Raw genomic sequence first — 20,241 nt, forward strand, 5'->3', positions numbered from 1 at the left:
GGTGGCCCCGCCCGCTCAGCCGCGCCGCCCGCCGCGCCCCTCGACCGGGCCCAACTGCGCCACCACACCGTGGTAGAAGCGCTCCACGGCGTCGTCCACGCTCCGGATGAACCCGGACTCCGTGTTCCCCCGCGTGCTCCCCATCCCCTTGAGCAGCGACAGCCGGAAACCGACGACGGCCGAGCCGTCCACGGGCAGCAGATCGCCCGGCTCGGGCCGCAACCGCTCCAGCGTCCCCCGCGGCCCGCTCCCCGGACCCGCTCCCGCGCCCGGCCCCGCCTCCAGGAGACTCTCCACGTGCAGGTCCGCCGGAGCCCCGTCGAGCAGCCTGAGCAGCCGCTTCACCATGACCAGCGGGTACGCGCCCTCCGGCGCCGGCACGTCGACGGACGTCCGGACCCTGGAGGTCCTGAGGTCGGCGCTGACCGCGATGACGCTGCTGGTCCCGTCGACGCGCAGCTCCGCGGAGAGCTTCCCGTCCGCGCACAGCCGGTCCGCCGCCGCGACCCGCCGGGCCTGCGGATCACTGCCCCGCCGGGCCCGCTGCACCGGCAGCGCCTTCTGCCCGAGCTCCCCGCCGAGCCGCAGACACACCTGCCGGATCAGCCGCTCCCAGCTCTCCACGACCTCCACGGTGCGGGCGTCCCCGCGGCCGAGCGTCTCGTCCTCGATGCCCTTGCGCACGGGCACCCAGGCCGCGCCCATGTTCTGGAACCCGTGACAGCCGGACTGCTCGTGGCGCAGGTACTCCAGGAGTTCCTGGAGGAGCCAGGCGTGCGCGGCGTTGCCCACGCCCTCGTGGCGGATCAGCAGCTGCGCCTGGTGGGCGACCTCGGCCCAGGACAGGTGCCAGAGGCTGACCTTGTGCTTGCGCCGGCCGTCGACCTTCACCTCCACCATGGGGCGGCCCTCCAGGGCCACGTCGTTGGAGAGGGTGATCACGGCCTCGTACCCGCGGCGCGCGGCGATGTCCATGTACGCCTGGACCTGCTCCGCCTTGAGCGGGTTGCCGTTCGTCTTGGTCTCCACGAGCGCCGTCCACAGCTTGCCCGCGCGCTCCACCCGGATCACCCCGTCCGGGCGCCGCGGGGTGTCCCCGTGGGGGAGGGAGACCTCCGTGAAGGTCTGCATCCGGCCGGCGGGCGCGCCGAACCCGGCGGTGAGGCGGCGGCCGAACTCCGGTACCTGGGCCATGACCGACAGCAGGACCGAGGTGGCGCGCACCTCCCGTTCCCGGTCGCTCTTGAGGGAGGGGACGGGGAAGAGACGGGCCTGGCTCCAGGAGTCGTTCTCGGCGAGGGACTTCTTGGCCACCTTGGGCAGGGTGACCTTCTTCCTGGTCGTACGGGGGCCCCGGCCGCGGGTCTGGGCCGGTACGGCGACGGGGGCGGGGGCGGCGGCCCCGGCGACCGGTTCGCCGGCGGGCACGGCGGCCGGGTGCTGGGCCGCGGCGGCTTCCACCGGCTCCCCTCCACCCGCGATTCCCGTCCCATCGGCTGCTCCTGCCTCCTGCGCCTCCTGTGCCTCCTGTGCCTCCTCCGCTGCCCCGGTCTCCTCCGCTTCCTCGGAGTCCTCCAGCACCGGGATGCCGAAGTCCGTGGCCAGACCCGCGAGCCCGGTCTCGTACCCCTGGCCGACCGCGCGGAACTTCCACTCCTCGCCCCGCCGGTACAGCTCGCCGAAGATGAAGGCGGTTTCCACGCCCGCGTCCTCGATGGAGTAGCCGACCAGCGGCTCCCCGGCGCGGTCCGCGACCGTCATCCGCAGGTCGTCGAGGTCTCCGAAGCGTGCGCCGGCGTACCGGCTGGCCGCCACGACGATCCGCGCGACCCCCGCCGGGACCGCCGTCAGGTCCACGCTGATGCGGTCCTCGTCGCCGTTGTCGGTCGGCACCTTGCCCAGCAGCTGCACGCTCCCGTCGGCGGCCGCCGGGTTGTTGTAGAAGTAGAAGTCGTTCTCGTCGCGGATCTTGCCGTTCTCGTCCAGCAGCAGCACCGAGACGTCGGCGTCGCCGGCTCCCGATGCGCTGCTCCAGCCCAGACTCACGACGACCGCCCCGGCGTCCTCGCTGAGGGCGGTCAGGCTGACGTTCGCGCCCTTCGGGATCTCCTGCATGTCCTACCCCCGGTCCTTCCGCACCCCCCTGCGCGGTGCGTTCTGGGGCGAACCGTAGCGGCGGGCGGGGGAAAAGATCACGGGAAGGTGGAAATCGACCGGACGGGAGCACGGCGGGGCATGGGGGACACTGGAGGGGCTTGAACCGCTTCAGTGTCTTCGAGGAGCCTCCACCATGCCCCGCCTTGCCGTGTTCGCCGTCGTTCTCTGCGTCCTCGCCGTGGGCGCCGCCGTGGTCTCCTTCGTCGAGGGCAACCTGCTCGGGATCGCGTGGGTGCTCGTGGCGGGCGTCACCTCCAACATGGCGTGGTTCTACCTGCGCAAGGCGAAGATCGAGAAGGCCGCGGCGGAGGCCCGTACCGCGGGTTAGGTCCGCGCGGCGGGTCAGGTCCGTGCCGCGGGTCCGTGCCGTTGGTCCGTGCCGTTGGTCCGTGCCGCGGGTTGGGGCCGGGGTCAGGACGCCTGGCAGAAGCCGCTGGTGTCCTGCCAGAACTGGTACAGGTCGCGGCCGCAGTAGGCCTCCAGCTCGCTCACGCCCAGTGCGGACAGCACGCCGTACACCGCGTCGAAGAAGTACGCGTTGACCTCCGGGATCCACAGCAGCGCGAAGACGGCCAGCAGGCCGAACGGCGCCAGCGGCGCCACCTCGCGGCGGACCCGGTGGGAGAGCCAGGGCTCGATGATGCCGTAGCCGTCCAGGCCCGGGACCGGCAGGAAGTTCAGGATCGCCGCCGACACCTGGAGCAGGGCCAGGAAGCCGAGCGCGAAGCGGAACGGGACCGGGACACCGTCCAGGGCGTTCAGCCAGAACGGGGCCGTGCAGACCGCCGCGAAGGCGACGTTCGTCAGCGGGCCGGCCGCCGAGATGAGGCTGTGCCGCCACCGGCCCTCGATCCGGTCGCGCTCGATGTACACCGCGCCGCCGGGGAGGCCGATGCCGCCCATGATCATGAAGAGGACGGGCAGGACGATGCTGAGCAGCGCGTGCGTGTACTTGAGCGGGTTCAGCGTCAGGTAGCCCTTCGCGCCGACGCTGAGATCGCCGCTGTGCAGGGCGGTACGGGCGTGCGCGTACTCGTGCAGGCACAGCGAGACGATCCAGGCCGCCGTGACGAAGAGGAAGACGGCCAGCCCGGTACTGGCCGAGTACCCCGTCCACACGGCCCACCCGGTGACCGCCATGACGGCGAAGATGCCGAGGAAGACGGGGCTGATCCGCCGATCGCCTCGGTCGTGCGTGTGCTGGTGGCTGCGGTTCTGACTGCCCTGGGGACCCATACGCCGAACCTATCCCGGAGGCGGCGCCCGAGGGGGCCCCGGGCCGGAGACAATGGGCCGGTGCGTTACGCGATGCTCGGCACCACCCAGGCCATCCGCGACGACGGGAGCACGGTCCCCGTCGGCGGGGCGCGGCTGCGCGCGCTCCTGACCGCGCTCGCGCTGCGGCCGGGCCGGCCGGTGCCGGCGGCCTCGCTCATCGAGGAGGTCTGGGACGGCGACCCGCCCGCGGACGGGCCCGCGGCGCTCCAGGCGCTGGTGGGGCGGCTGCGCAGGGTGCTGGGGCGCGAGGCGGTGGGGTCCGGGGAAGGCGGCTACTGGCTCGTCGCCGCCCGGGACGACATCGACCTGTACCGCTTCGAGCGGCTCGCGCGCGCGGCGGCGCAGGCCGCCCCGGCGGAGGCGGCCACCCTCTACGACGAGGCGCTCGCCCTGTGGCGGGGCGAACCGCTGAGCTCCCTGCCGGGTTCCGGGCCGGAGGCCGCCCGCTGGGAGGCGCTACGGCTGGACGCGCGCCGGGGCCGCCTGCACGCGGCGCTGGCGCTGGGGGAGGCCGAGCGGGTCCTGCCGGAGCTGACCGCGCTGTGCGCGGAGCTGCCGCTGGACGAACCCCTGCAGGCGCTGCGCATCCGCGCGCTGCGCGACGCGGGGCGCCCGGCGGAGGCGCTGGCCGCTTACGACGGGGTCCGCCGGGACCTGGCCACCCGCCTGGGCACCACCCCGGGCCCCGCCCTGCGCATGCTCCACGCGGCCCTGCTGACCCCGGTTCCCCCCACACCCCGCGCGACGCGGCCCGGACCGCCCCGGACAGCCCCGCCGACGGGCCCCGGTGACGCCGCCCCCGCGGGCGCTGGGCCCGGGCACGACTCCGAGTCGGCTGCCGGCCCGCCCGGATGGCCCGAACGACCCACCCCGTCCGGCCAGCCCGGCCCCGATGCCGCCGCCGACCTGCCCACCGGCCGTGAGGCCCAGGCCGGGGCCGACGCTTCCGCCGGAGCCGCCCCGGAGGCCTCCGCCCCGGCTGCCTCCTCCGGCCCCGCCTCCTCCGGGCCCGGCTCCGGGCCGGGCTCCGAGCCCGGCTCCGGGTTCACCGTTCCGGCCGAGCCCGACCGGCCCGGACGACCCACCCCGTCCGGCCAGGCCGGCCCCGGTGGCCCCGATGCCGCCGCCGGCCTGCCCGCCGGCCGGGAGGCCCAGGGCGGGGTCGACGCCTCCGCCCCCGCTGCCTTCTCCGGGCCGGGCTCCGGGTTCACCGTTCCGGCCGAGCCGGACCGGTTCCGCCCGGCACCGTCCGGGGACGGGATGCCCCGTGCCGCGCAGCCCGCGGCCACCGCTGGGGTCCCGTCCGGCCCTGACCGGGCGGACTCCGGCGACAGTGCCTGGGCTGACCGGCCGGGGGACCGCACGCCCCGTACCGACCCGGCGGACGGCCACACGGCCGGGCCTGACGGTTCGGGTGCCGGCTACGCGGCCGGGCCCGCCGGATCGGACTCCGGCCGCGCCGCCGGGCCGGGGAGCACCGGCTCCCCGTACGGGTCCGGGGCCGGGCGCGTGCCGTCCGGTGCCGGTGCCGGTGCGGGCAATCTGCGGATGCGGCTGACCACCTTCGTCGGGCGGGAGGAGGACATCCGGGTCATCGGCGACGACCTCGCCCGGTCCCGGCTCGTCACCCTGCTCGGACCCGGCGGCGCCGGCAAGACCCGGCTGTCGCAGGAGGCCGCCGAGGCACACGCACGGGCGGGCCGCGGCACGCCGGACGGACTCCCCGCCGCCCCGGAGCAGCCGTCCGTCGACTTCGCTGCGGACGGCACCGGCACCGGCACCGGCACCGGGGCGCCCGTTCCGGGCGGCCCGGGCACCGACCCCGGTGACCCCGGCCTCGTACCCGGCGGGGCCGACGGATCCGGCGGGTACGGCGGGTACGGCGGTCCCGGCGGCTACGGCACCGGTGGGCCCCGCCCCGCCGCCGGCACCCGCGCCGGGGCCACGGCTCCCGCCGGGCCCGGCCTCGCCGCGGGCGGCAGCCCTGCCCCCGCCGCCGCCCGTCCCGCCACCGGCGGCAACGGCAACCGCCCGGCCTGGGCCGACGGGGTGTGGTTCGTGGAGCTGGCTCCCGTGGACGATCCGGAAGACGTGCCCGAGGCCGTGCTCTCCGCGCTCGGTGCCCGGGAGACCAAGCTGCGCGGCGGCTCCGCCGAGGAGATGCGGGTGCTGACCGAGCGCGCGGACAGCCCCCTCGACCGCCTCGCGGAACATTGCGCGCGGCGCCGGATGCTGCTGATCCTCGACAACTGCGAGCACGTCGTCGACGCCGCCGCCCGCCTCGCCGAGGAGGTCCTCGCGCGCTGCCCCGGCGTACAGATCCTGGCCACCAGCCGCGAGCCGCTCGGCGTGTCCGGGGAGACCCTGCGCCCCGTCGACCCGCTGCCCGACCCCGTCGCGCTCCGGCTGCTCGACGACCGCGGCGCCGCCGCCCGGGCCGGGTTCACCGTGGACCAGGACCCGGCCGCCGCCGTGGAGATCTGCCGCCGGCTCGACGGGATGCCGCTCGCCATCGAGCTGGCCGCCGCCCGGCTGCGGCTGCTCACCCCCCGCCAGATCGCCGACCGGCTGGACGACCGGTTCCGGCTGCTGACCGGCGGCTCGCGCACCCACCTGCCCCGCCAGCAGACCCTGCGCGCGGTGGTCGACTGGTCCTGGGACCTCCTCGACGAGCCCGAACGGGCCGTCCTGCGCCGGCTGTCGGTCTTCGCCGGCGGCTGCGACCTCGACGCCGCCGAAGCCGTCTGCACCGACGCCGCCGAGGGGCTCGACGCCGCCGACCTCCTCGGCTCCCTCGTCGACAAGTCCCTCGTCGTCGCCGCCCCCGACGCCGCCGGCATGCGCTACCGCCTCCTGGAGACCGTCGCGGAGTACGCCTCCGAGCGGCTCACCGAGGCCGGCGGCGACCGCGACGCCACCGAACGGCGCCACCTCACCCACTACCGCGAACTCGCCCGCACCACCGAGCCGCTGCTCCGCGGTCACGGCCAGCGCGCGGCCGCCGACCGCATCGTCACCGAGTACGAGAACCTCCGTACGGCCCTGCGCCGGGCCGTCGCCGTCCAGGACGCCGGCGAAGTGCTCTGCCTGCTGCACTCCCTGGTCTGGTACTGGCAGATGCACGACCTGCGCACCGAGCTCCGCCACTGGTCCGCGGCCGCCGCTGCCCTGGGCCCCGACCCCTTCGCCGAGCCCGTCGTGCCCGCCGAGCCCGTCTACGGGCGGGTCGTCGACACGCCCCCGCCCTACGAGGGCGAACTGCTCACCGAGGCCTGGCGCGGCATCCGGATCATGTGCCTGGCCGCCCAGGACCAGACCGACGCCAGCTGGTCCAGCCCGGAGATCCGCACCCAGGTCGACGGGATGCTCGCCGCCTACCGCCCGGGCCTCCCGCAGACCTGCGTGGCCCCCGGGGTCCTGTGGATCTACGCCGTGATGATCTCGGGGGACCCCGTCCTGCTGCGCGAGGCCATCGAGCAGACCGTCGAGACCGCCCGCGGGCTCGGCTACCGCTGGGAGCTCGCCTCCGCGCTCCAGCTGCGCGCCAACGTGCTGGCCAACCGCGCCGACTGGGCCGGCGACGCGGCCCGCGACGCCGAGGAGAGCCTGGCCGTGTTCCGGGAACTCGGTGACGACTGGGGCTGCGCCGAGGCGCTGTCCGCCCGCGCCGAGGCCCACGAGAAGCACGGCGAGTACGGCCGGGCCGCCGAGGACTTCCGCGCCGCCATCGAGCACGCCCGGCGGCTCGGCGCGCGGGCCCAGGTCACGGTCCTGCAGGTGCGGATGGCCGGGACCCTCGTCGAGGACGGCCACGTGGAGGAGGCGGAACGGTTGCTCACCGAACTGCTCCCCACCATCCAGCACGTCGGCAACGAGGCCAGGCCCGCCGCCCGGATGTTCCTCGCCGGGGTGTACGGCCGCACCGGCCGCACCGAGGAGGCCCGCGCGCAGCTCGCATCCCTGCGCGAGGAGTTCTCCCTGGGCGCGTACGCCGTCTTCGACGGTTTCGTGCTCGGCACGATGGCCTGGCTCGACAACCAGGAGGGCACGTACGAGGACGCCCTGGTCCTGCTCCGGCAGGCCATGGAGTCCGTACGGGACCCGCTCGCGCTGCTGATGGCCCCGCAGCTGCCGGCCGTCTACCTGCTCACCGCGGCCCTCTCCCACGCCGGACTCGGCGGCCCGCAGCGGGCCTACGAGGCCGCGCGGCTGATCGGCGCCTACCACGCCCAGCTGCCGCCCCGGCACTTCCCGGTCACCACCGAGCGCGCGGACCTGGAACGGGCCGAGGGCCTGGCCCGGGCCGAACTCGGCGGCGCCGCGTACGAGGCGGCGTACGCCGAAGGCGGCGGCCTCACCCTGGAGGAGGCCACCGCCCTCATCTGATCCGGTTCTCCCCGCCGGGGTCCGTCCGGGACGCGATCCGGTACGGACCCGTCCGCGGATCAGGTCTTCTGGCGGAACTTGCGCACGGCGAGCGGCATGGTCACCAGCGTGATGCCGACCGACCAGGCCAGCGTGATCCACACGGAGTTGCCGAGCGGGGTCCCGTTGATCAGGGCACGGGCCGCGTCGGCCAGGTTGGACAGCGGGTTGACGTCGGTGAAGCTCTGCAGCCAGCCGGGCATCGTCGTCGTCGGGGCGAAGATCGAGCTGCCGAACTGCAGCGGCATCAGGACCAGCATCGCCATGCCCTGGACGGCCTGCGGGGTCTTCATGGTGAGGCCCAGCAGGATGAAGATCCACATGAGCGAGGAGCCGAAGACCGCCGCGAGCCCGACCGACAGGAGGAGGTCCAGCACGGAGGTCTTGATCGACAGGCCGAGCAGGAAGCCCATGCCGAGCAGGATGGTGATGGCCACCATCATCCGGCCGAGCTCGACCACGATCTTGGCGATGAGCACCGAGGAGCGGGCGATCGGCATGGACCGGAACCGGTCCATCACGCCCTTCTTGAAGTCGTCGTTGACCCCGGTGCCCACACCCATGGCGATGTTCATGCCCATCATCGCCATCAGGCCCGGGACGAGGTAGTTGACGTAGTCGCCCTGGTTGCCCTTGCCCGCGATCGCGCCGCCGAAGACGAACACGAACAGCAGCGTGAAGATGATCGGCATGAACAGGACGTCGAACATCGACTCCGGGTCCTGCTTGATCTGCAGGACGTTGCGCCGGGCCAGGGCGCCGATGTGACGCAGGTTGCCCCGCAGGCCGATCCGGCCCTCGTCCGCGAGGACGGGCCCGCCGGCCGGGGCGGCCGCGGTGGGGCTGGGCTTCGTCGTGGTTACGGTGCTCATGCCGCGACCTCCTCGGTCTTCTGGTGGGGGATGGAGTCCTCGGCGGAGTCCTCGGCGGCGGGCTTCTGCCCGGTGATGGACAGGAACACCTCGTCCAGGCTGGGCAGGTAGGTGCTGATGTCGGAGATGCCGTACCCGCGGGCCGCCAGCAGGCCCACCACGGCGGTGAGCTGCTCGTCGGCGAGGATCGGCACCAGCAGGGCGCCCTCGTCCGGGACGGCCTGGGAGCCGGCGACCCCGTCCAGACCGGCCTCCGCCAGGGAGCGGGCCATGCCCGGCAGTTCGGCCGGGTCCGTCGGGCGGATGCGCAGGGTGCGGCCGCCGACGCGGGCCTTCAGCTCGTCGACCTTGCCGTTGGCGATGACCTTGCCCTTGTCGATGACCGTCAGCTCGTTCGCGAGCTGCTCGGCCTCCTCCATGTACTGGGTGGTGAGCAGGACGGTGGCCCCCTCGGCGACCATCCGCTGCACCTCGTCCCACACCTCGTTGCGGGTACGGGGGTCCAGACCGGTGGTCGGCTCGTCCAGGTACAGCACGGCCGGGCTGCCGATCATCGAGGCGGCCAGGTCCAGCCGGCGCCGCATGCCGCCGGAGTAGGTCATCACGGCCTTCTTGGCGGCGTCCGTGAGGGAGAAGCGCTCCAGCAGCTCGTCGGCGCGGCTCCGGGAGTCCTTGCGGGACAGGTCCAGCAGCCGGCCGATCATGTAGAGGTTCTCCCAGCCGGAGAGCTTCTCGTCGACCGAGGCGTACTGGCCGGTCAGGCCTATGGTCCGGCGCAGCTGCCGCGGCTGGCGGACCACGTCGAAGCCGGCGACCCGGGCGGTGCCGGCGTCGGGGGTGATCAGGGTGGAGAGGATGCGGACCAGGGTGGTCTTGCCCGCGCCGTTGGGGCCGAGGACCCCGAGCACGGTTCCCTCGCGGACATCGAGGTCCACACCGTCGAGGGCCTTGGTCTCGCCGTAGTGCTTGACCAGCCCCCGGACCTCCACGGCGTTCGAGCCGTTCAGGGGATTCTTGTCGTTTCGCGTCATGCCCATCATGGGACCAGACGCCACTGACAAAGCGCCTACAGGCCACCTACAGACCGCCGACGGCCGGCCCGCGCGTCCGCGGGCCGGCCGTCGGCCGATGCCTAGTGGCCTAGTGGAAGGCGTGCTGCTCCTGCGGGAACGTTCCGCCGACCACGTCCTCGGCGAAGGCCTTCGCCGCGTCGCCCATCGTCGCGCGCAGGTTCGCGTACTGCTTGACGAACTTCGGCATCTTCCCGCCGGTCAGCCCCATCATGTCCGTCCACACCAGCACCTGCGCGTCGCATTCCGCGCCCGCGCCGATGCCGACCGTCGGAATGTGCAGGGACCGGGTGACCTCGGCGGCCAGCTCGGCCGGGACCAGCTCCAGGACCACCGCGAAGGCGCCCGCGTCCTGCGCCGCCTTCGCGTCGCGCAGCAGCTGGTGCGCGGCCTCGTCACCGCGGCCCTGCACCCGGTAGCCCATGGCGTTCACGGACTGCGGTGTCAGGCCCAGGTGGGACATGACCGGGATGCCCGACTGCACGATCAGCTCCGTCTGGGCGAGCGAGCGCTCGCCGCCCTCCAGCTTCACCGCGCCGACCCCGGCCTCCTTGACGAGCCGCGTGGCGCTGCGCAGGGCCTGTACGGGGCCCTCCTGGTAGGAGCCGAAGGGCAGGTCGCCGACGATCAGGGCCCGGCTGGTGCCGCGTACGACGGCCGCCGACAGCAGGGTCATCTCGTCCATCGTCACCGGGACGGTGGTCTCGTAGCCGAGGTGACAGTTGCCCATCGAGTCGCCGACGAGCATGACCGGGATGCCGGCCTCGTCGAACACGGACGCCGTCATGGCGTCGTAGGCGGTGAGCATGGGCCACTTCTCGCCGCGTTCCTTGGCGAGGGTGAGGTCGCGGACGGTGATGCGCCGGGTGCCCGAGCCTCCGTACAGGGTGGGGGAGGAGGCTTCGCGGGCAGGCGAAACGGCATGCGTCATTGCAACTGCTCCTTGATGTTCATCTCGAGGCACCCTTACGGCGTCCCCGGACTCACCACCATGGTGGCACTCCCGGGGCCCGGGCGGGAAGTGGCACGAGGCCGGCGCGAGGTCCGGTTCGCCGTGGGCGGCATCGCCGCAGGGCAATGTGCGCGTTTGGTGACAAGCGGAACCCCGGCCGCAGGGCCGTTCGTCCTCCCGGACGTACGGTCGACACAATCGGCGCGGAACCCTCCGTCCATCGCCTAGGGTCAAGAGGCGGGGACGGAGCGCGAGCACGGCAGCGAGGGCAGTGGCATGGCACAGGCGTACATGACGGAGACGGGGAGCGACGGCTCGGAGCCCGAGCCCTCCCGAGCGGGTCTCCGGCGCCGGCTGGCCGGACTGCGGCGGGATCCGGGCATCTGGCGGCGCGGGATCGTGCTCGCCGCGCTCGCCGTACTGATCTCGCTCGTCATGATCTTCCACGCCGAGCTGCCCAACGACATCGGCAACCTCGGCAGCCTCACCGAGACCTTCCTGCCCTGGCTGGGCCTGGCCGTCCCGCTGCTGTTCGCCGCCGCGCTCTTCCGCAAGTCCGCGACCGCGCTGATCGCGATACTGCTGACCGCCGCGGTCTGGGCGAACCTCTTCGGAGGCCTGGTCACCGACAAGGCGCAAGGCGGCGGCAACCTCACGGTCGCCACCCACAACGTCGACGCCGACAACGCCGACCCGGCCGGCACCGCCGCCTCGGTCGCCGGGTCCGGGGCCGACGTCCTGGCCCTGACCGAGCTCAAGGGCAGCGCCGTCCCTGTCTACGAGAAGGCGCTGGCGAGCACGTACAAGTACCACTCGGTCGAGGGCACCGTCGGGCTCTGGAGCAAGTACCCGCTGGTCTCCAGCAAGCCCGTGGACATCAAGATGGGCTGGACCCGGGCCATGCGCGCCACCGTGAAGACCCCCTACGGCGAGGTGGCCGCCTTCGTGGCGCACCTCCCCTCGGTCCGCGTCAAGCTCAACGCCGGCTTCACCGCCAACCAGCGCGACAACAGCGCCGACGCCCTCGGCGCCGCGCTCGCCGCCGAACCGCTGAGCCGGGTCATCCTGCTCGGCGACCTCAACGGAACGGTCAACGACCGCGCCCTGTCCGAGGTCACCTCGCAGCTGCGTTCCACCCAGGGCGCGTCCGGCGACGGCTTCGGCTTCAGCTGGCCCGCGCAGTTCCCGATGGCCCGCATCGACCAGATCCTGGTCCGCGGGGTCACCCCCGAAGCCTCCTGGACCCTGCCCCGCACGGGCAGTGACCACCTCCCGATCGCGGCCCGGGTCACCGTCGGGCCGTAAGGCGCCGCGCCGTCGGGCATCGCGCCGCCGGGCGCCGTGCCCTCGGGCGCAGCGTCGTGGGGGACAGGCGCGTCGGGCGGGTCAGGCCTGCTCGCGCCAGCCGTTCGTGATGGGCAGCCGGCGGTCCTTGCCGAAGCCCTTCGCGGAGATCTTCGTGCCCGGCGGGTACTGCCGGCGCTTGTACTCGGCGGTGTCCACCATCCGCAGGGTCTTCGCGACCAGCTCCGGGTCGTAGCCCGCCGCGACGATCGCCTCCAGGCCCTGGTCCCGGTCCACGTACAGCGACAGGATCCCGTCCAGCACGGGATAGTCCGGCAGCGAGTCCGTGTCCACCTGCCCCGGGCGCAGTTCGGCGCTCGGCGGCTTGACGATGGAGTTCTCCGGGATCGGCGGGGTCTCGCCGCGCTCGGCCGCCGCCCGGTTGCGGTACTCGGCGAGCCGGAAGACGTCCGACTTGTACACGTCCTTGATGGGGCCGTACGCGCCCACCGAGTCCCCGTACAGGGTGGAGTAGCCGACGGCCAGCTCCGACTTGTTGCCCGGGGCCAGCACGATGTGGCCCTCCTGGTTGGAGAGCGCCATCAGCAGGGTGCCGCGCAGCCGGGACTGGAGGTTCTCCTCGGCGAGCCCGGTCAGGCCCAGCGCGCCCATGTACGCGTCGAACATCGGCTCGATCGACACGGTCCGGAAGTTCAGGCCGGTCCGCGAGGCCAGCTCGGCCGCGTCGCCCCGGGAGTGGTCCGAGGAGTACTTGGACGGCATCGAGACGCCGTGCACGTTCTGCGCGCCGATCGCGTCGCAGGCGATCGCCGCGACGAGCGCGGAGTCGATCCCGCCGGACAGGCCGATCAGGACCGACCGGAAGCCGTTCTTGCGCACGTACGCGCGCAGGCCCACGACCAGCGCGTCGTAGACCTCCTCGTCGTCGTCCAGCCGGTCGGCGTAACCGCCCGTCACGACCGGCTCGTACGGCTCCACGGGCTCCTCGGAGAGGATCACGCGGTCGATGCGCAGGCCGTCGTCCACGGTGCCCTCGACGGGCGTGGCCGAGGCGGCCGGCAGGTCCAGGTCGACCAGGACGCAGCCCTCGGAGAACTGCGGGGCGCGCGCGATGACCTCGCCCGCGGAATCGACGACGATCGAGTCCCCGTCGAAGACCAGCTCGTCCTGACCGCCGATCATCGCCAGGTAGGCGAGGGTGCAGCCGGCCTCCTGGGCGCGCTTGCGCACCAGTTCCAGGCGGAGGTCGTCCTTGTTGCGCTCGTACGGGGAGGCGTTCACCGAGATCAGCAGCCCGGCCCCGGCGGAGCGGGTGGCGGGGACGCGCCCTCCCTCCTGCCAGAGGTCCTCGCAGATGGCCAGGGCCACGTCCACGCCCCGCACCCGGATCACCGGCTGGGTGCCGCCCGGCACGAAGTACCGGAACTCGTCGAAGACCCCGTAGTTGGGGAGGTGGTGCTTGGCGAAGCGCAGGACGACCCGCCCGCCGTACAGCACGGCGGCCGCGTTCTCCGGGGAGCCGGCCGGGCGGCCGAGCCGGGGCGCGGCCTTCTCCGTACGGTCGAGGTAGCCGACGACGACCGGGAGGTCCCCGAACCCCTCGGCCGCCAGGCGCCCTGCGAGGCCGACCAGCGCATGGCGGGACGCTTCGACGAAGGAACCGCGCAGGGCGAGGTCCTCGACGGGGTACCCGGTCAGCACCATTTCCGGAAACGCCACCAGGTGGGCGCCCTGTTCGGCGGAGTGCCGGGTCCAGTGGACGACCGAGTCGGCGTTGGCGGCGATGTTGCCGACCTGCGAGTCGATCTGATTCAGAGCGAGGCGTAGTTGAGGCACGCGGCCCAGTCTAATCGTCTTTCTGACGCGATGTCCTGGAAGTCGCCGGAGTCGCCGGAGCCGCCGGAGTGGCAGGAGTCGCCGGCTCAGCCGATCGGGCCGCTCCAGATCGCGTCGTCGTACTCGACGCCGGGGGCGATCTCGAAGTGCAGGCTCTTGTTGCCGTCGGGAACGATGAAGGCGAACGTGCCGGTCATCGATTCGCCGACCAGGATCGAGCCCTTGAACATCTTCGGCACGGAGCCGTCGAAGGCCATCTCGGCCTCCGTGCCCTGGTCGTCGCGGGCGTGCGGCAGGGACAGGCCGACGTCGAGCGCGGCCTTCGAGTTGTTGACGATCTTCACCTTCACCTTGACCGCGTTGGCGCCCCGGGCCTCGTCCGGGTAGGCCGTCGAGGACGGCTTGTACGGGACCGCGCTCACCACGGTGACCTGGACCCCGTCCTCGTAGGTGTAGGGCGTGCCCCAGGCCAGGGCCGAGGTCCGGCCCGGGATGTCGGAGGGCGAGGTCTTGGGGGCCGGGGCCGGGGCCGTCGGGGTGCCGGTGGAGCCCGGCTCGTCGTCCTCGTAGTCGTAGTCGTAGTCGTAACCGTCGTCGTAGTCGTAGCGCGAGCGGTTGTCGGCGACGGTCTTGTCGATCTTCTCGATGACGGCCGAGGTGATGAACCAGCCGCCGACGGAAGCGGCGAGGCCGAGGGCGGCGAGCACCGTGCCGACCGTGGCCATCGTGGCGCGGGGCGCTCCCCGGCGGGCCTTGACGACGGCCGCGATGCCGATGCCGACGCCGGTCACCGCGAGGAGGGCGCCGGCCCAGAAGAAGAAGGGGACGAGGCCGACGAAGATGCCGAACAGCCCGAGGAGCAGGGCGGCGACGGCCAGACCGTTCGAGGCGGGCCGGGGCTGGGGCGGCGGGAAGCCGGGCGCGTGCGGGCCGCCGGGGTAACCGGCGCCGTAGCCGTCGGCGGGCGCGGCCCACGGGTTGCCGGGGGCGCCGGGGCCTCCGGGGGCGCCCGGGGCGCCGTACGGGGCTCCCCACGCGGGCGCCGCAGGAGCGGTGGCGGCGGCCGGGGCGGGGGTGACCGGAGCGAAGGCACCGGGGGCGGGGGCTGCCGGGACCGCGTCGGCGGGGGCTGCCGGGACCGCGTCGGCGGGCTGGGCCGGGGCCGTGTCGGCGGAGTCGGCCGGGGCCGCGTCCGCGGGTTCGGCCGGGCTCTCCGCCGTCGCCCCGGTCAGGGGCGGGGTCGGACCGAGGGGCGGAGGGGGCGTCAGGGCCGGGGGCTTCTCGAGGGACAGGGGCTGCGTGGGCGCCGGTATGGGAGCCGCCTCGGGTACGGGCGTGCCCGCGGGCTCCGTCGGCGGACCGGACGGGGTGCTGGGCGGGTTCGGCGGGGTGCTCATACGGGCGGGCAGTCCTTCGGGTCGCAATCGGCGCGTGACGATCACCAGCCTGTCATGGAATCCGAGTTCCCCGCCGTGAGTTTCGGCCCCCTCCGGCCCCCCCGGCCGGGCCGGCGGCGCGCGCGGAACGGCGCGCCACCGGCCCGGTCCGGGGCGGGATCCGGAAGGGACGGCCTAGCTGCGGTAGCCGAGCACGGTCATCATCCCGGCCTCCGCGTGGTAGACGTTGTGGCAATGCACCATCCACAGACCGGGGTTGTCGGCGTCGAAGTCCACCGTCAGCTTCCCGTTGGGCAGGACCACCGCCGTGTCCTTGCGGGCCCCGCCCGGGCGGCCGCCGAGGGCGAAGGTGTGCCCGTGCAGGTGGAGCGGGTGCCACATCGTTGTGGAATTGTCGAACTCCAGCCGGACCCGTTCCCCCGCCTTCACCGGATGCCGCTGGTCCGCGGCGTACGGCTTGCCGTCGAAGGCCCAGTCGTACTTCGCCATCCCGCCGGTCAGCTTGATCCGCACCGTGCGGTCCGGTTCGCGCGCGGCCAGGGCCACCGGCTCGGCGGCCTTCAGGGTGTCCGCGGTCAGGGGCCGCCCGGACAGCTCGGCGGGCCGGGTCGCGGCGGTCGGCGCCGCCCCCGAACCGGTGCGCAGCACCGCGAGAGCCGACGCCGCGTCACCCTTGCCCTCGGCGAGGGCGGTCAGCGGGAACACCCCGTCGCCCGCCGTCACCAGGACGTCGTAGCGTTCGCCCATGCCCAGCAGCAGTGAGCGGGCGGCCGCGTGCTCGACGGGGAAGCCGTCGGTGTGGGTGACCGTGAACTCGTGGCCGCCCAGGGCGATCCGGAAGGCGGTGTCCCCGCCCGCGTTGATGATCCGGAGCCGGATCCGGTCGCCGGGGCGGGCGGTGAAGACCGAGGGGTCCTCGGGGGTGCGGCCGTTGACGAGGTAGTGCGGGTACGCGACATCGCCCGGGTCCTTGCCGAGGACCTCGCTGACTCCGCCCATGAGGACCCGGGACGGGCCGCCGCTCGCGGCGGGCGCGGGCGTGCCCATGGCGTGGGAGCCGGAGCCGGAGCCGGAGCCGGAGCCGGAGCCGGAGCCGTGACCGGAGTGGCCGCCGCCGCCCGAGCTCGGGTCCATGCCCTTGCGGAGTTCGCCGAGCACGGCGTCGGGGGTGGAGCCGTCGACCCCGTCGAGCCAGTCGTCGAGTACGACCACCCACTCCTTGTCGTAGGAGAGGGGCTCCTTGGGGTCCTCGACGATCAGCGGCGCGTACAGCCCGCGGTCCTGCTGGACCCCGGAGTGCGGGTGGAACCAGTACGTCCCGGGGTGCGCGAGGGCGAACTTGTACGTGAACGAGCCGCCCGGGGCGACGTCCCGCTGAGTCAGCCCCGGTACCCCGTCCATGTCGTTGCGCAGCGCCAGGCCGTGCCAGTGCAGGGAGGTGGCTTCGGGGAGGTGGTTGGCCAGGGTCAGGGCGAGGGTGCCGCCCGCGGTGGCCCGTACCTCCTGGCCCGGGAGCCGGTCCCCGTACGCCCACGAGCGGACGCTGCGGCCCGCGCCGAGGTCGAGCGGGGTGGCGGTGGCCGTCAGCCGGACCTCGGTGAGCGGGCCGGTGGCCTTGCGGGCGGCCTCGGCGGCCTGCACCTCGGCGCCGGCCGGGTCCACGTAGCCGCCGGGGGCGGGGGAGGAGGGCCCCTTGCCGGTGGAACCGGAGCCGTGGTCCATGCCGGCCATGCCGGAGCCCGAACAGGCGGTGAGCAGCCCGGAGCCGGCGAGGGCGGCACCGGCACCGAGGAGGGTGCGGCGGGAGGGCGAGGATGAAGGAGACGGGGAGGGAGACGGGGAGGGGAGGGAGGAAGAGCGCATGGCGGAACACCTCGTGATGGTGTGAGGCAGGCAGGTGGGCACCGTCTGCCGCCGCCCCGGAGGCATGCGGGGGCGACGACGGAGCCCGGCCTATACGCGCAGCACCGTGAGGCGGGTGAGGAGTTCGCGGGGTGGTGGCGGGTCGGGGCCGCCCGGCCGGCCCGGCGCGCGTGCCGCACCCCCGAGCGGCGCGGCACGGCGCGGGCCGGCCAGTCCGGCTCCGAGGACCAGCAGGGTGAGGGCGCCGAGTACGGCGAGACACACGGACATGGGGTCCATGCCGGTGTGCCGCGGGGCCGGGGTCCCGATGGCGGTGGCCGCGGTGGCCGCGGTGGCCGCGGTGGTGAGCGCCGTGGTGAGCGCGGAGGAGGTGGTCCGGCCCGCCGCGTGCGACCCGGCGGCCGTCGAGGCCGTCATGTCCGGCGCCACGTCCGGCATCGTGCCCGGTCGGCCGCCGTGGGCCGACCCGGACGGCGTAGGGCCGCCCTGGGGAACGAAACGGACCGACGGCACGTCCTCCATGGCGTGGGCCCGCGTCGGATGGCCCAGCGTGTGCATGCCCGCGATGCCCAGCAGCAGTGCGGCGAACAGCAGCAGCCGGGTCCACCGGACTGCTGGTCGCCGAGTGCGGGGGGCGGGGCGGGTCATGGGCGAAACCCTACCCGGGGTGGGTATCCCATCGAAGGATCGGGTCCAGCCGTGCTTAGGATTAGTCACACTATGTCCACAAAAGACCCGCCGGCGAAGCCGCTGAACGCGCAGAGCCCGCTCAAGCACCTGAAGCCCGTGAAGTCCCGGAGGTCCTGGAGGTCCGTGAACAGCTCCTCCGCCACGACGGGCCCCTCCTTCACGTCCCGGTCCGGTGCCCGCTCCGTGGCCCTCCTCATCGGGCTCGGCGCCACCGCCTACACCGCGTGGGTGCTCGAGGTCGTCCTCTCCACGGGCCTCAACCCCATCGAGACGTACGTCAGCGAGCTCGCGGCCCAGGACCAGCCGCTCGGCGGCCTGTTCCGGGCCACCGACTTCACCGCCGGCCTCCTCGTCCTCCTCGGCGGCCTCCTGGCCCTGCTCCGCCTCGCGAGACGCCTCGAACCCCGCCGCCCGTGGACCGTCGCCGGCTGGTCCGGGGTCACCCTGTTCGGCGCGGCCACCGCCGCCGACGCCTGGCTGCCGCTGAGCTGCACGCCCACCGTGGACCCCGAATGCGCGGCGCGGGAGACCGCCGGGCTGGTCCCCGCCACCCATCAGGCGCACGCCGTCAGCAGCAGTCTCGCCATGACGGGGGCGCTCGTCGGCATCGTGGCCCTCACGCTGGCCGCCCGCCGCTACGGCCTGCTCGCCCCGCTCGCGCGGTTCGGGCCCGTGCTCGTCGTCCTCGAACTGCTCGCCACCGTCTGGACCCTGGTCTCCATCGCCCTGTTCACCGCCGGGCACGGCACCTGGGCGCTCGGCGCCGGGCAGCGGCTCCAGGTGCTGTTCGTGGCCGTCTGGCTGGGCCTGCTCGCGTACTCCGTCCACCGGGAACGCCGGACGTGAGGGGGTTCGTACGGCTCCCCGCCGGCCCCGCCGCGGACGGAGTACCGCTGCACGTCCTCGTGGAGGGCTCCGGACCGCCGGTCGTCCTCAGCGTGGGGCTCGCCATGGCCTGGTTCGACTGGGACCCCGTGGCGGAGCTGCTCGTCGCCGCCGGCCGTACCGTCGTCCGCTTCGACCGGCCCGGCCACGGGCTGAGCGGCCCCGCCGTGAGGCCGCCGGGCGCGGCCGGGGAGGCGCACCGGATCGCCGGGCTGCTGGACGCGCTGGGTCTGGGCGCCGAGCCGGTCACCGTGGCCGGGCACTCGATCGCCGGGTTCCACGCCGAAGCCTTCGCCCGGCTGTACCCGGAGCGCACCGCCGCCCTGGTGCTGGTCGACAGCAGCGTGGAGGAGCGGCCCCGTACGGTCCTGCCGGCGGGGGTGCGGACCGGCGCCGCCCGGGTGCTCGGCCGGGCGGTGACCGCCGCCGGGCTGCCGGCCGCGCTGGGGCCCTGGGCCCGGAGGACCGCCGTACGGGCCTCCCGCGGGGCCGGCGCGGACCCGGCCCCGCGGGACCTCGTACGCCGCTGCTACCGGACCGGGCGGGTCTGGCGCGGGGCCCTGCTGGAGAACTCCAGCTACCCCGACACGGCCGCCGAGGTGCTGGCGCTGCGCGCGGAGCTGCCGCTGACCGCGCCCGCCACCGTGCTGGCCGGCCACGACTCCGGCGCGCGCCGCCCGGACCTGGGCTGGCCGGTCCGCCAGGCGGCGCTGGCCGACGCGCTGGGCGCCCGCTTCGAGGTCGCGGAACCGGCCGGGCACCTGGTCATGCTGGACCGCCCGCACCATGTGGCGCGGGCGGTCCTGTACGCGGTGCGACCGCGGTCCGGTCAGGCGGAGCCGCGGGCGTAGACCTTCTCGGCCCAGCCGGCTATCTGCTCCTCCGACAGGTGCCTGGCCAGGTCGGCCTCGCTGATCATCCCGACCAGCCGCTTGTTGTCGATGACCGGGAGCCGGCGGATCTGGTGGCTCTGCATCTCCTCCAGCACCTCGGAGACGTCCGCGCCCGCGTCGATCCAGCGCGGGGTGCCCTGGGCCATGTCGCCGGCCGTGATCTTCGACGGGTCGTGGCCCTTGGCCACACAGCCGATGACGATGTCGCGGTCGGTCAGGATGCCGCAGAGGCGTTCACTGGAGTCGCTGATGGGCAGCGCACCCACATTGAGGCGGCTCATCAGCTGAGCGGCCCGGTCCAGGGTCTCGGTGGCGGGGATCCACTGGGCCCCGGGGTGCATGATCTCTCCGGCGGTGGTCATCGCGTAAACCTCCTGAGCACGCCGTAGCGGCCGGGCGCGGGTGCGCCCGCCTCGGCGTCCTCATCGTCATTCGCCCGTTCGGCCCCCGCGACTCCAGACGGGTGACGGTGGGCCGTACGGGTGACCCCGCGGGGGCGGATGCGGCTCGGTGGTGCGGGGCCCTGCGGGGCTGTCCCCTACCCGCCCTTCCACCGTTCCCCGGGGCTGCGCCCCGGACCCCGTGGGGCTGCGCCCCGGACCCCGTGGGGCTGCGCCC

Annotated in this window: 15 protein-coding genes; 5 read left to right on the forward strand and 10 right to left on the reverse strand. The window is 74.2% G+C overall.

Annotation, left to right across the window (positions count from 1 at the left end; genetic code table 11):
* Nucleotides 1–15: 15 nt before the first annotated feature.
* Nucleotides 16–2,115, reverse strand: coding sequence for a TerD family protein (locus ACWCP2_RS33455; protein ID WP_450912325.1), 2,100 nt, complete (start codon nucleotides 2,113–2,115; stop codon nucleotides 16–18).
* 175 nt (nucleotides 2,116–2,290) lie between these two features.
* Here ACWCP2_RS33455 and ACWCP2_RS33460 point away from each other — a divergent pair, with 175 nt between their 5' ends.
* On the forward strand, nucleotides 2,291–2,485 hold the full coding sequence (locus tag ACWCP2_RS33460) for a hypothetical protein (protein WP_450912326.1): 195 nt from the start codon (nucleotides 2,291–2,293) through the stop codon (nucleotides 2,483–2,485).
* Nucleotides 2,486–2,568: 83 nt separating this feature from the next.
* Here ACWCP2_RS33460 and ACWCP2_RS33465 read toward each other — a convergent pair whose 3' ends face one another.
* Complete coding sequence (locus ACWCP2_RS33465; protein ID WP_450912327.1) at nucleotides 2,569–3,393, reverse strand: site-2 protease family protein; 825 nt, start codon at nucleotides 3,391–3,393, stop codon at nucleotides 2,569–2,571.
* 72 nt (nucleotides 3,394–3,465) lie between these two features.
* Here ACWCP2_RS33465 and ACWCP2_RS33470 point away from each other — a divergent pair, with 72 nt between their 5' ends.
* Nucleotides 3,466–7,821 carry a BTAD domain-containing putative transcriptional regulator gene (locus tag ACWCP2_RS33470; RefSeq protein ID WP_450912338.1) on the forward strand — a complete coding sequence of 1,452 codons (4,356 nt, stop codon included), beginning with the start codon at nucleotides 3,466–3,468 and terminating at the stop codon, nucleotides 7,819–7,821.
* Between the two features lie 59 nt (nucleotides 7,822–7,880).
* On the opposite strand, the gene ACWCP2_RS33475 is transcribed toward ACWCP2_RS33470, so the two are convergent.
* The 3 genes from ACWCP2_RS33475 to panB all read right to left on the reverse strand — a co-directional run bounded on the left by ACWCP2_RS33475 (nucleotide 7,881) and on the right by panB (nucleotide 10,733).
* Nucleotides 7,881–8,732, reverse strand: coding sequence for an ABC transporter permease (locus ACWCP2_RS33475; RefSeq protein ID WP_389434117.1), 852 nt, complete (start codon nucleotides 8,730–8,732; stop codon nucleotides 7,881–7,883).
* Entirely contained in the window at nucleotides 8,729–9,772 is a 1,044-nt protein-coding gene (locus ACWCP2_RS33480; RefSeq protein WP_450912328.1) for an ATP-binding cassette domain-containing protein, read from the reverse strand. The genes ACWCP2_RS33475 and ACWCP2_RS33480 overlap by 4 nt, the downstream gene beginning before the upstream one ends.
* Before the next feature lie 100 nt (nucleotides 9,773–9,872).
* Nucleotides 9,873–10,733, reverse strand: a complete 861-nt coding sequence (gene panB / locus ACWCP2_RS33485) for a 3-methyl-2-oxobutanoate hydroxymethyltransferase (RefSeq protein ID WP_450912329.1) — start codon at nucleotides 10,731–10,733, stop codon at nucleotides 9,873–9,875.
* 297 nt (nucleotides 10,734–11,030) lie between these two features.
* Here panB and ACWCP2_RS33490 point away from each other — a divergent pair, with 297 nt between their 5' ends.
* Nucleotides 11,031–12,059, forward strand: a complete 1,029-nt coding sequence (locus ACWCP2_RS33490; RefSeq protein WP_450912330.1) for an endonuclease/exonuclease/phosphatase family protein — start codon at nucleotides 11,031–11,033, stop codon at nucleotides 12,057–12,059.
* 81 nt (nucleotides 12,060–12,140) lie between these two features.
* Here the strand turns inward: ACWCP2_RS33490 and ACWCP2_RS33495 are convergent, their stop codons facing one another.
* From ACWCP2_RS33495 to ACWCP2_RS33510, 4 genes are all read right to left on the reverse strand, one after another.
* Nucleotides 12,141–13,895: an NAD+ synthase gene (locus ACWCP2_RS33495; RefSeq protein WP_450912331.1), complete on the reverse strand. Its 1,755-nt coding sequence runs from the start codon at nucleotides 13,893–13,895 to the stop codon at nucleotides 12,141–12,143.
* Between the two features lie 86 nt (nucleotides 13,896–13,981).
* On the reverse strand, nucleotides 13,982–15,292 hold the full coding sequence (locus ACWCP2_RS33500; RefSeq protein ID WP_450912332.1) for a DUF4352 domain-containing protein: 1,311 nt from the start codon (nucleotides 15,290–15,292) through the stop codon (nucleotides 13,982–13,984).
* 174 nt (nucleotides 15,293–15,466) lie between these two features.
* Complete coding sequence (locus ACWCP2_RS33505; protein WP_450912333.1) at nucleotides 15,467–17,155, reverse strand: multicopper oxidase family protein; 1,689 nt, start codon at nucleotides 17,153–17,155, stop codon at nucleotides 15,467–15,469.
* Between the two features lie 90 nt (nucleotides 17,156–17,245).
* A complete protein-coding gene (locus ACWCP2_RS33510; RefSeq protein ID WP_450912334.1) occupies nucleotides 17,246–17,803 on the reverse strand; it encodes a hypothetical protein in 558 nt (185 codons plus the stop codon).
* Nucleotides 17,804–17,875: 72 nt separating this feature from the next.
* Here ACWCP2_RS33510 and ACWCP2_RS33515 point away from each other — a divergent pair, with 72 nt between their 5' ends.
* Together ACWCP2_RS33515 and ACWCP2_RS33520 are read left to right on the forward strand one after the other, a co-directional pair.
* The gene (locus ACWCP2_RS33515; RefSeq protein ID WP_450912335.1) at nucleotides 17,876–18,691 is read left to right on the forward strand and encodes a DUF998 domain-containing protein; all 816 of its coding nucleotides are present in this window, start codon (nucleotides 17,876–17,878) and stop codon (nucleotides 18,689–18,691) included.
* Nucleotides 18,688–19,581 carry an alpha/beta fold hydrolase gene (locus ACWCP2_RS33520; RefSeq protein ID WP_450912336.1) on the forward strand — a complete coding sequence of 298 codons (894 nt, stop codon included), beginning with the start codon at nucleotides 18,688–18,690 and terminating at the stop codon, nucleotides 19,579–19,581. Before ACWCP2_RS33515 ends, ACWCP2_RS33520 begins: the two co-directional genes overlap by 4 nt.
* Here ACWCP2_RS33520 and ACWCP2_RS33525 read toward each other — a convergent pair.
* Nucleotides 19,560–19,985 (reverse strand): CBS domain-containing protein, encoded by a 426-nt coding sequence (locus ACWCP2_RS33525; RefSeq protein WP_450912337.1) that lies wholly within the window; start codon nucleotides 19,983–19,985, stop codon nucleotides 19,560–19,562. The genes ACWCP2_RS33520 and ACWCP2_RS33525 overlap by 22 nt on opposite strands.
* Nucleotides 19,986–20,241 lie beyond the last annotated feature (256 nt).

The sequence above is a fragment of the Streptomyces sp. NPDC002104 genome, assembly GCF_053593795.1.

Bases quoted from the DNA above. Each gene is read 5' to 3' on its own strand.
- ACWCP2_RS33505 (WP_450912333.1), bottom strand. From the start codon at position 17,155: ATGCGCTCTTCCTCCCTCCCCTCCCCGTCTCCCTCCCCGTCTCCTTCA.
- ACWCP2_RS33510 (WP_450912334.1), bottom strand. From the start codon at position 17,803: ATGACCCGCCCCGCCCCCCGCACTCGGCGACCAGCAGTCCGGTGGACC.
- ACWCP2_RS33475 (WP_389434117.1), bottom strand. From the start codon at position 8,732: ATGAGCACCGTAACCACGACGAAGCCCAGCCCCACCGCGGCCGCCCCG.
- ACWCP2_RS33480 (WP_450912328.1), bottom strand. From the start codon at position 9,772: ATGATGGGCATGACGCGAAACGACAAGAATCCCCTGAACGGCTCGAAC.
- ACWCP2_RS33525 (WP_450912337.1), bottom strand. From the start codon at position 19,985: ATGACCACCGCCGGAGAGATCATGCACCCCGGGGCCCAGTGGATCCCC.
- ACWCP2_RS33465 (WP_450912327.1), bottom strand. From the start codon at position 3,393: ATGGGTCCCCAGGGCAGTCAGAACCGCAGCCACCAGCACACGCACGAC.
- ACWCP2_RS33460 (WP_450912326.1), top strand. From the start codon at position 2,291: ATGCCCCGCCTTGCCGTGTTCGCCGTCGTTCTCTGCGTCCTCGCCGTG.
- ACWCP2_RS33490 (WP_450912330.1), top strand. From the start codon at position 11,031: ATGGCACAGGCGTACATGACGGAGACGGGGAGCGACGGCTCGGAGCCC.
- ACWCP2_RS33500 (WP_450912332.1), bottom strand. From the start codon at position 15,292: ATGAGCACCCCGCCGAACCCGCCCAGCACCCCGTCCGGTCCGCCGACG.
- ACWCP2_RS33470 (WP_450912338.1), top strand. From the start codon at position 3,466: ATGCTCGGCACCACCCAGGCCATCCGCGACGACGGGAGCACGGTCCCC.
- panB (WP_450912329.1), bottom strand. From the start codon at position 10,733: ATGACGCATGCCGTTTCGCCTGCCCGCGAAGCCTCCTCCCCCACCCTG.
- ACWCP2_RS33515 (WP_450912335.1), top strand. From the start codon at position 17,876: ATGTCCACAAAAGACCCGCCGGCGAAGCCGCTGAACGCGCAGAGCCCG.
- ACWCP2_RS33455 (WP_450912325.1), bottom strand. From the start codon at position 2,115: ATGCAGGAGATCCCGAAGGGCGCGAACGTCAGCCTGACCGCCCTCAGC.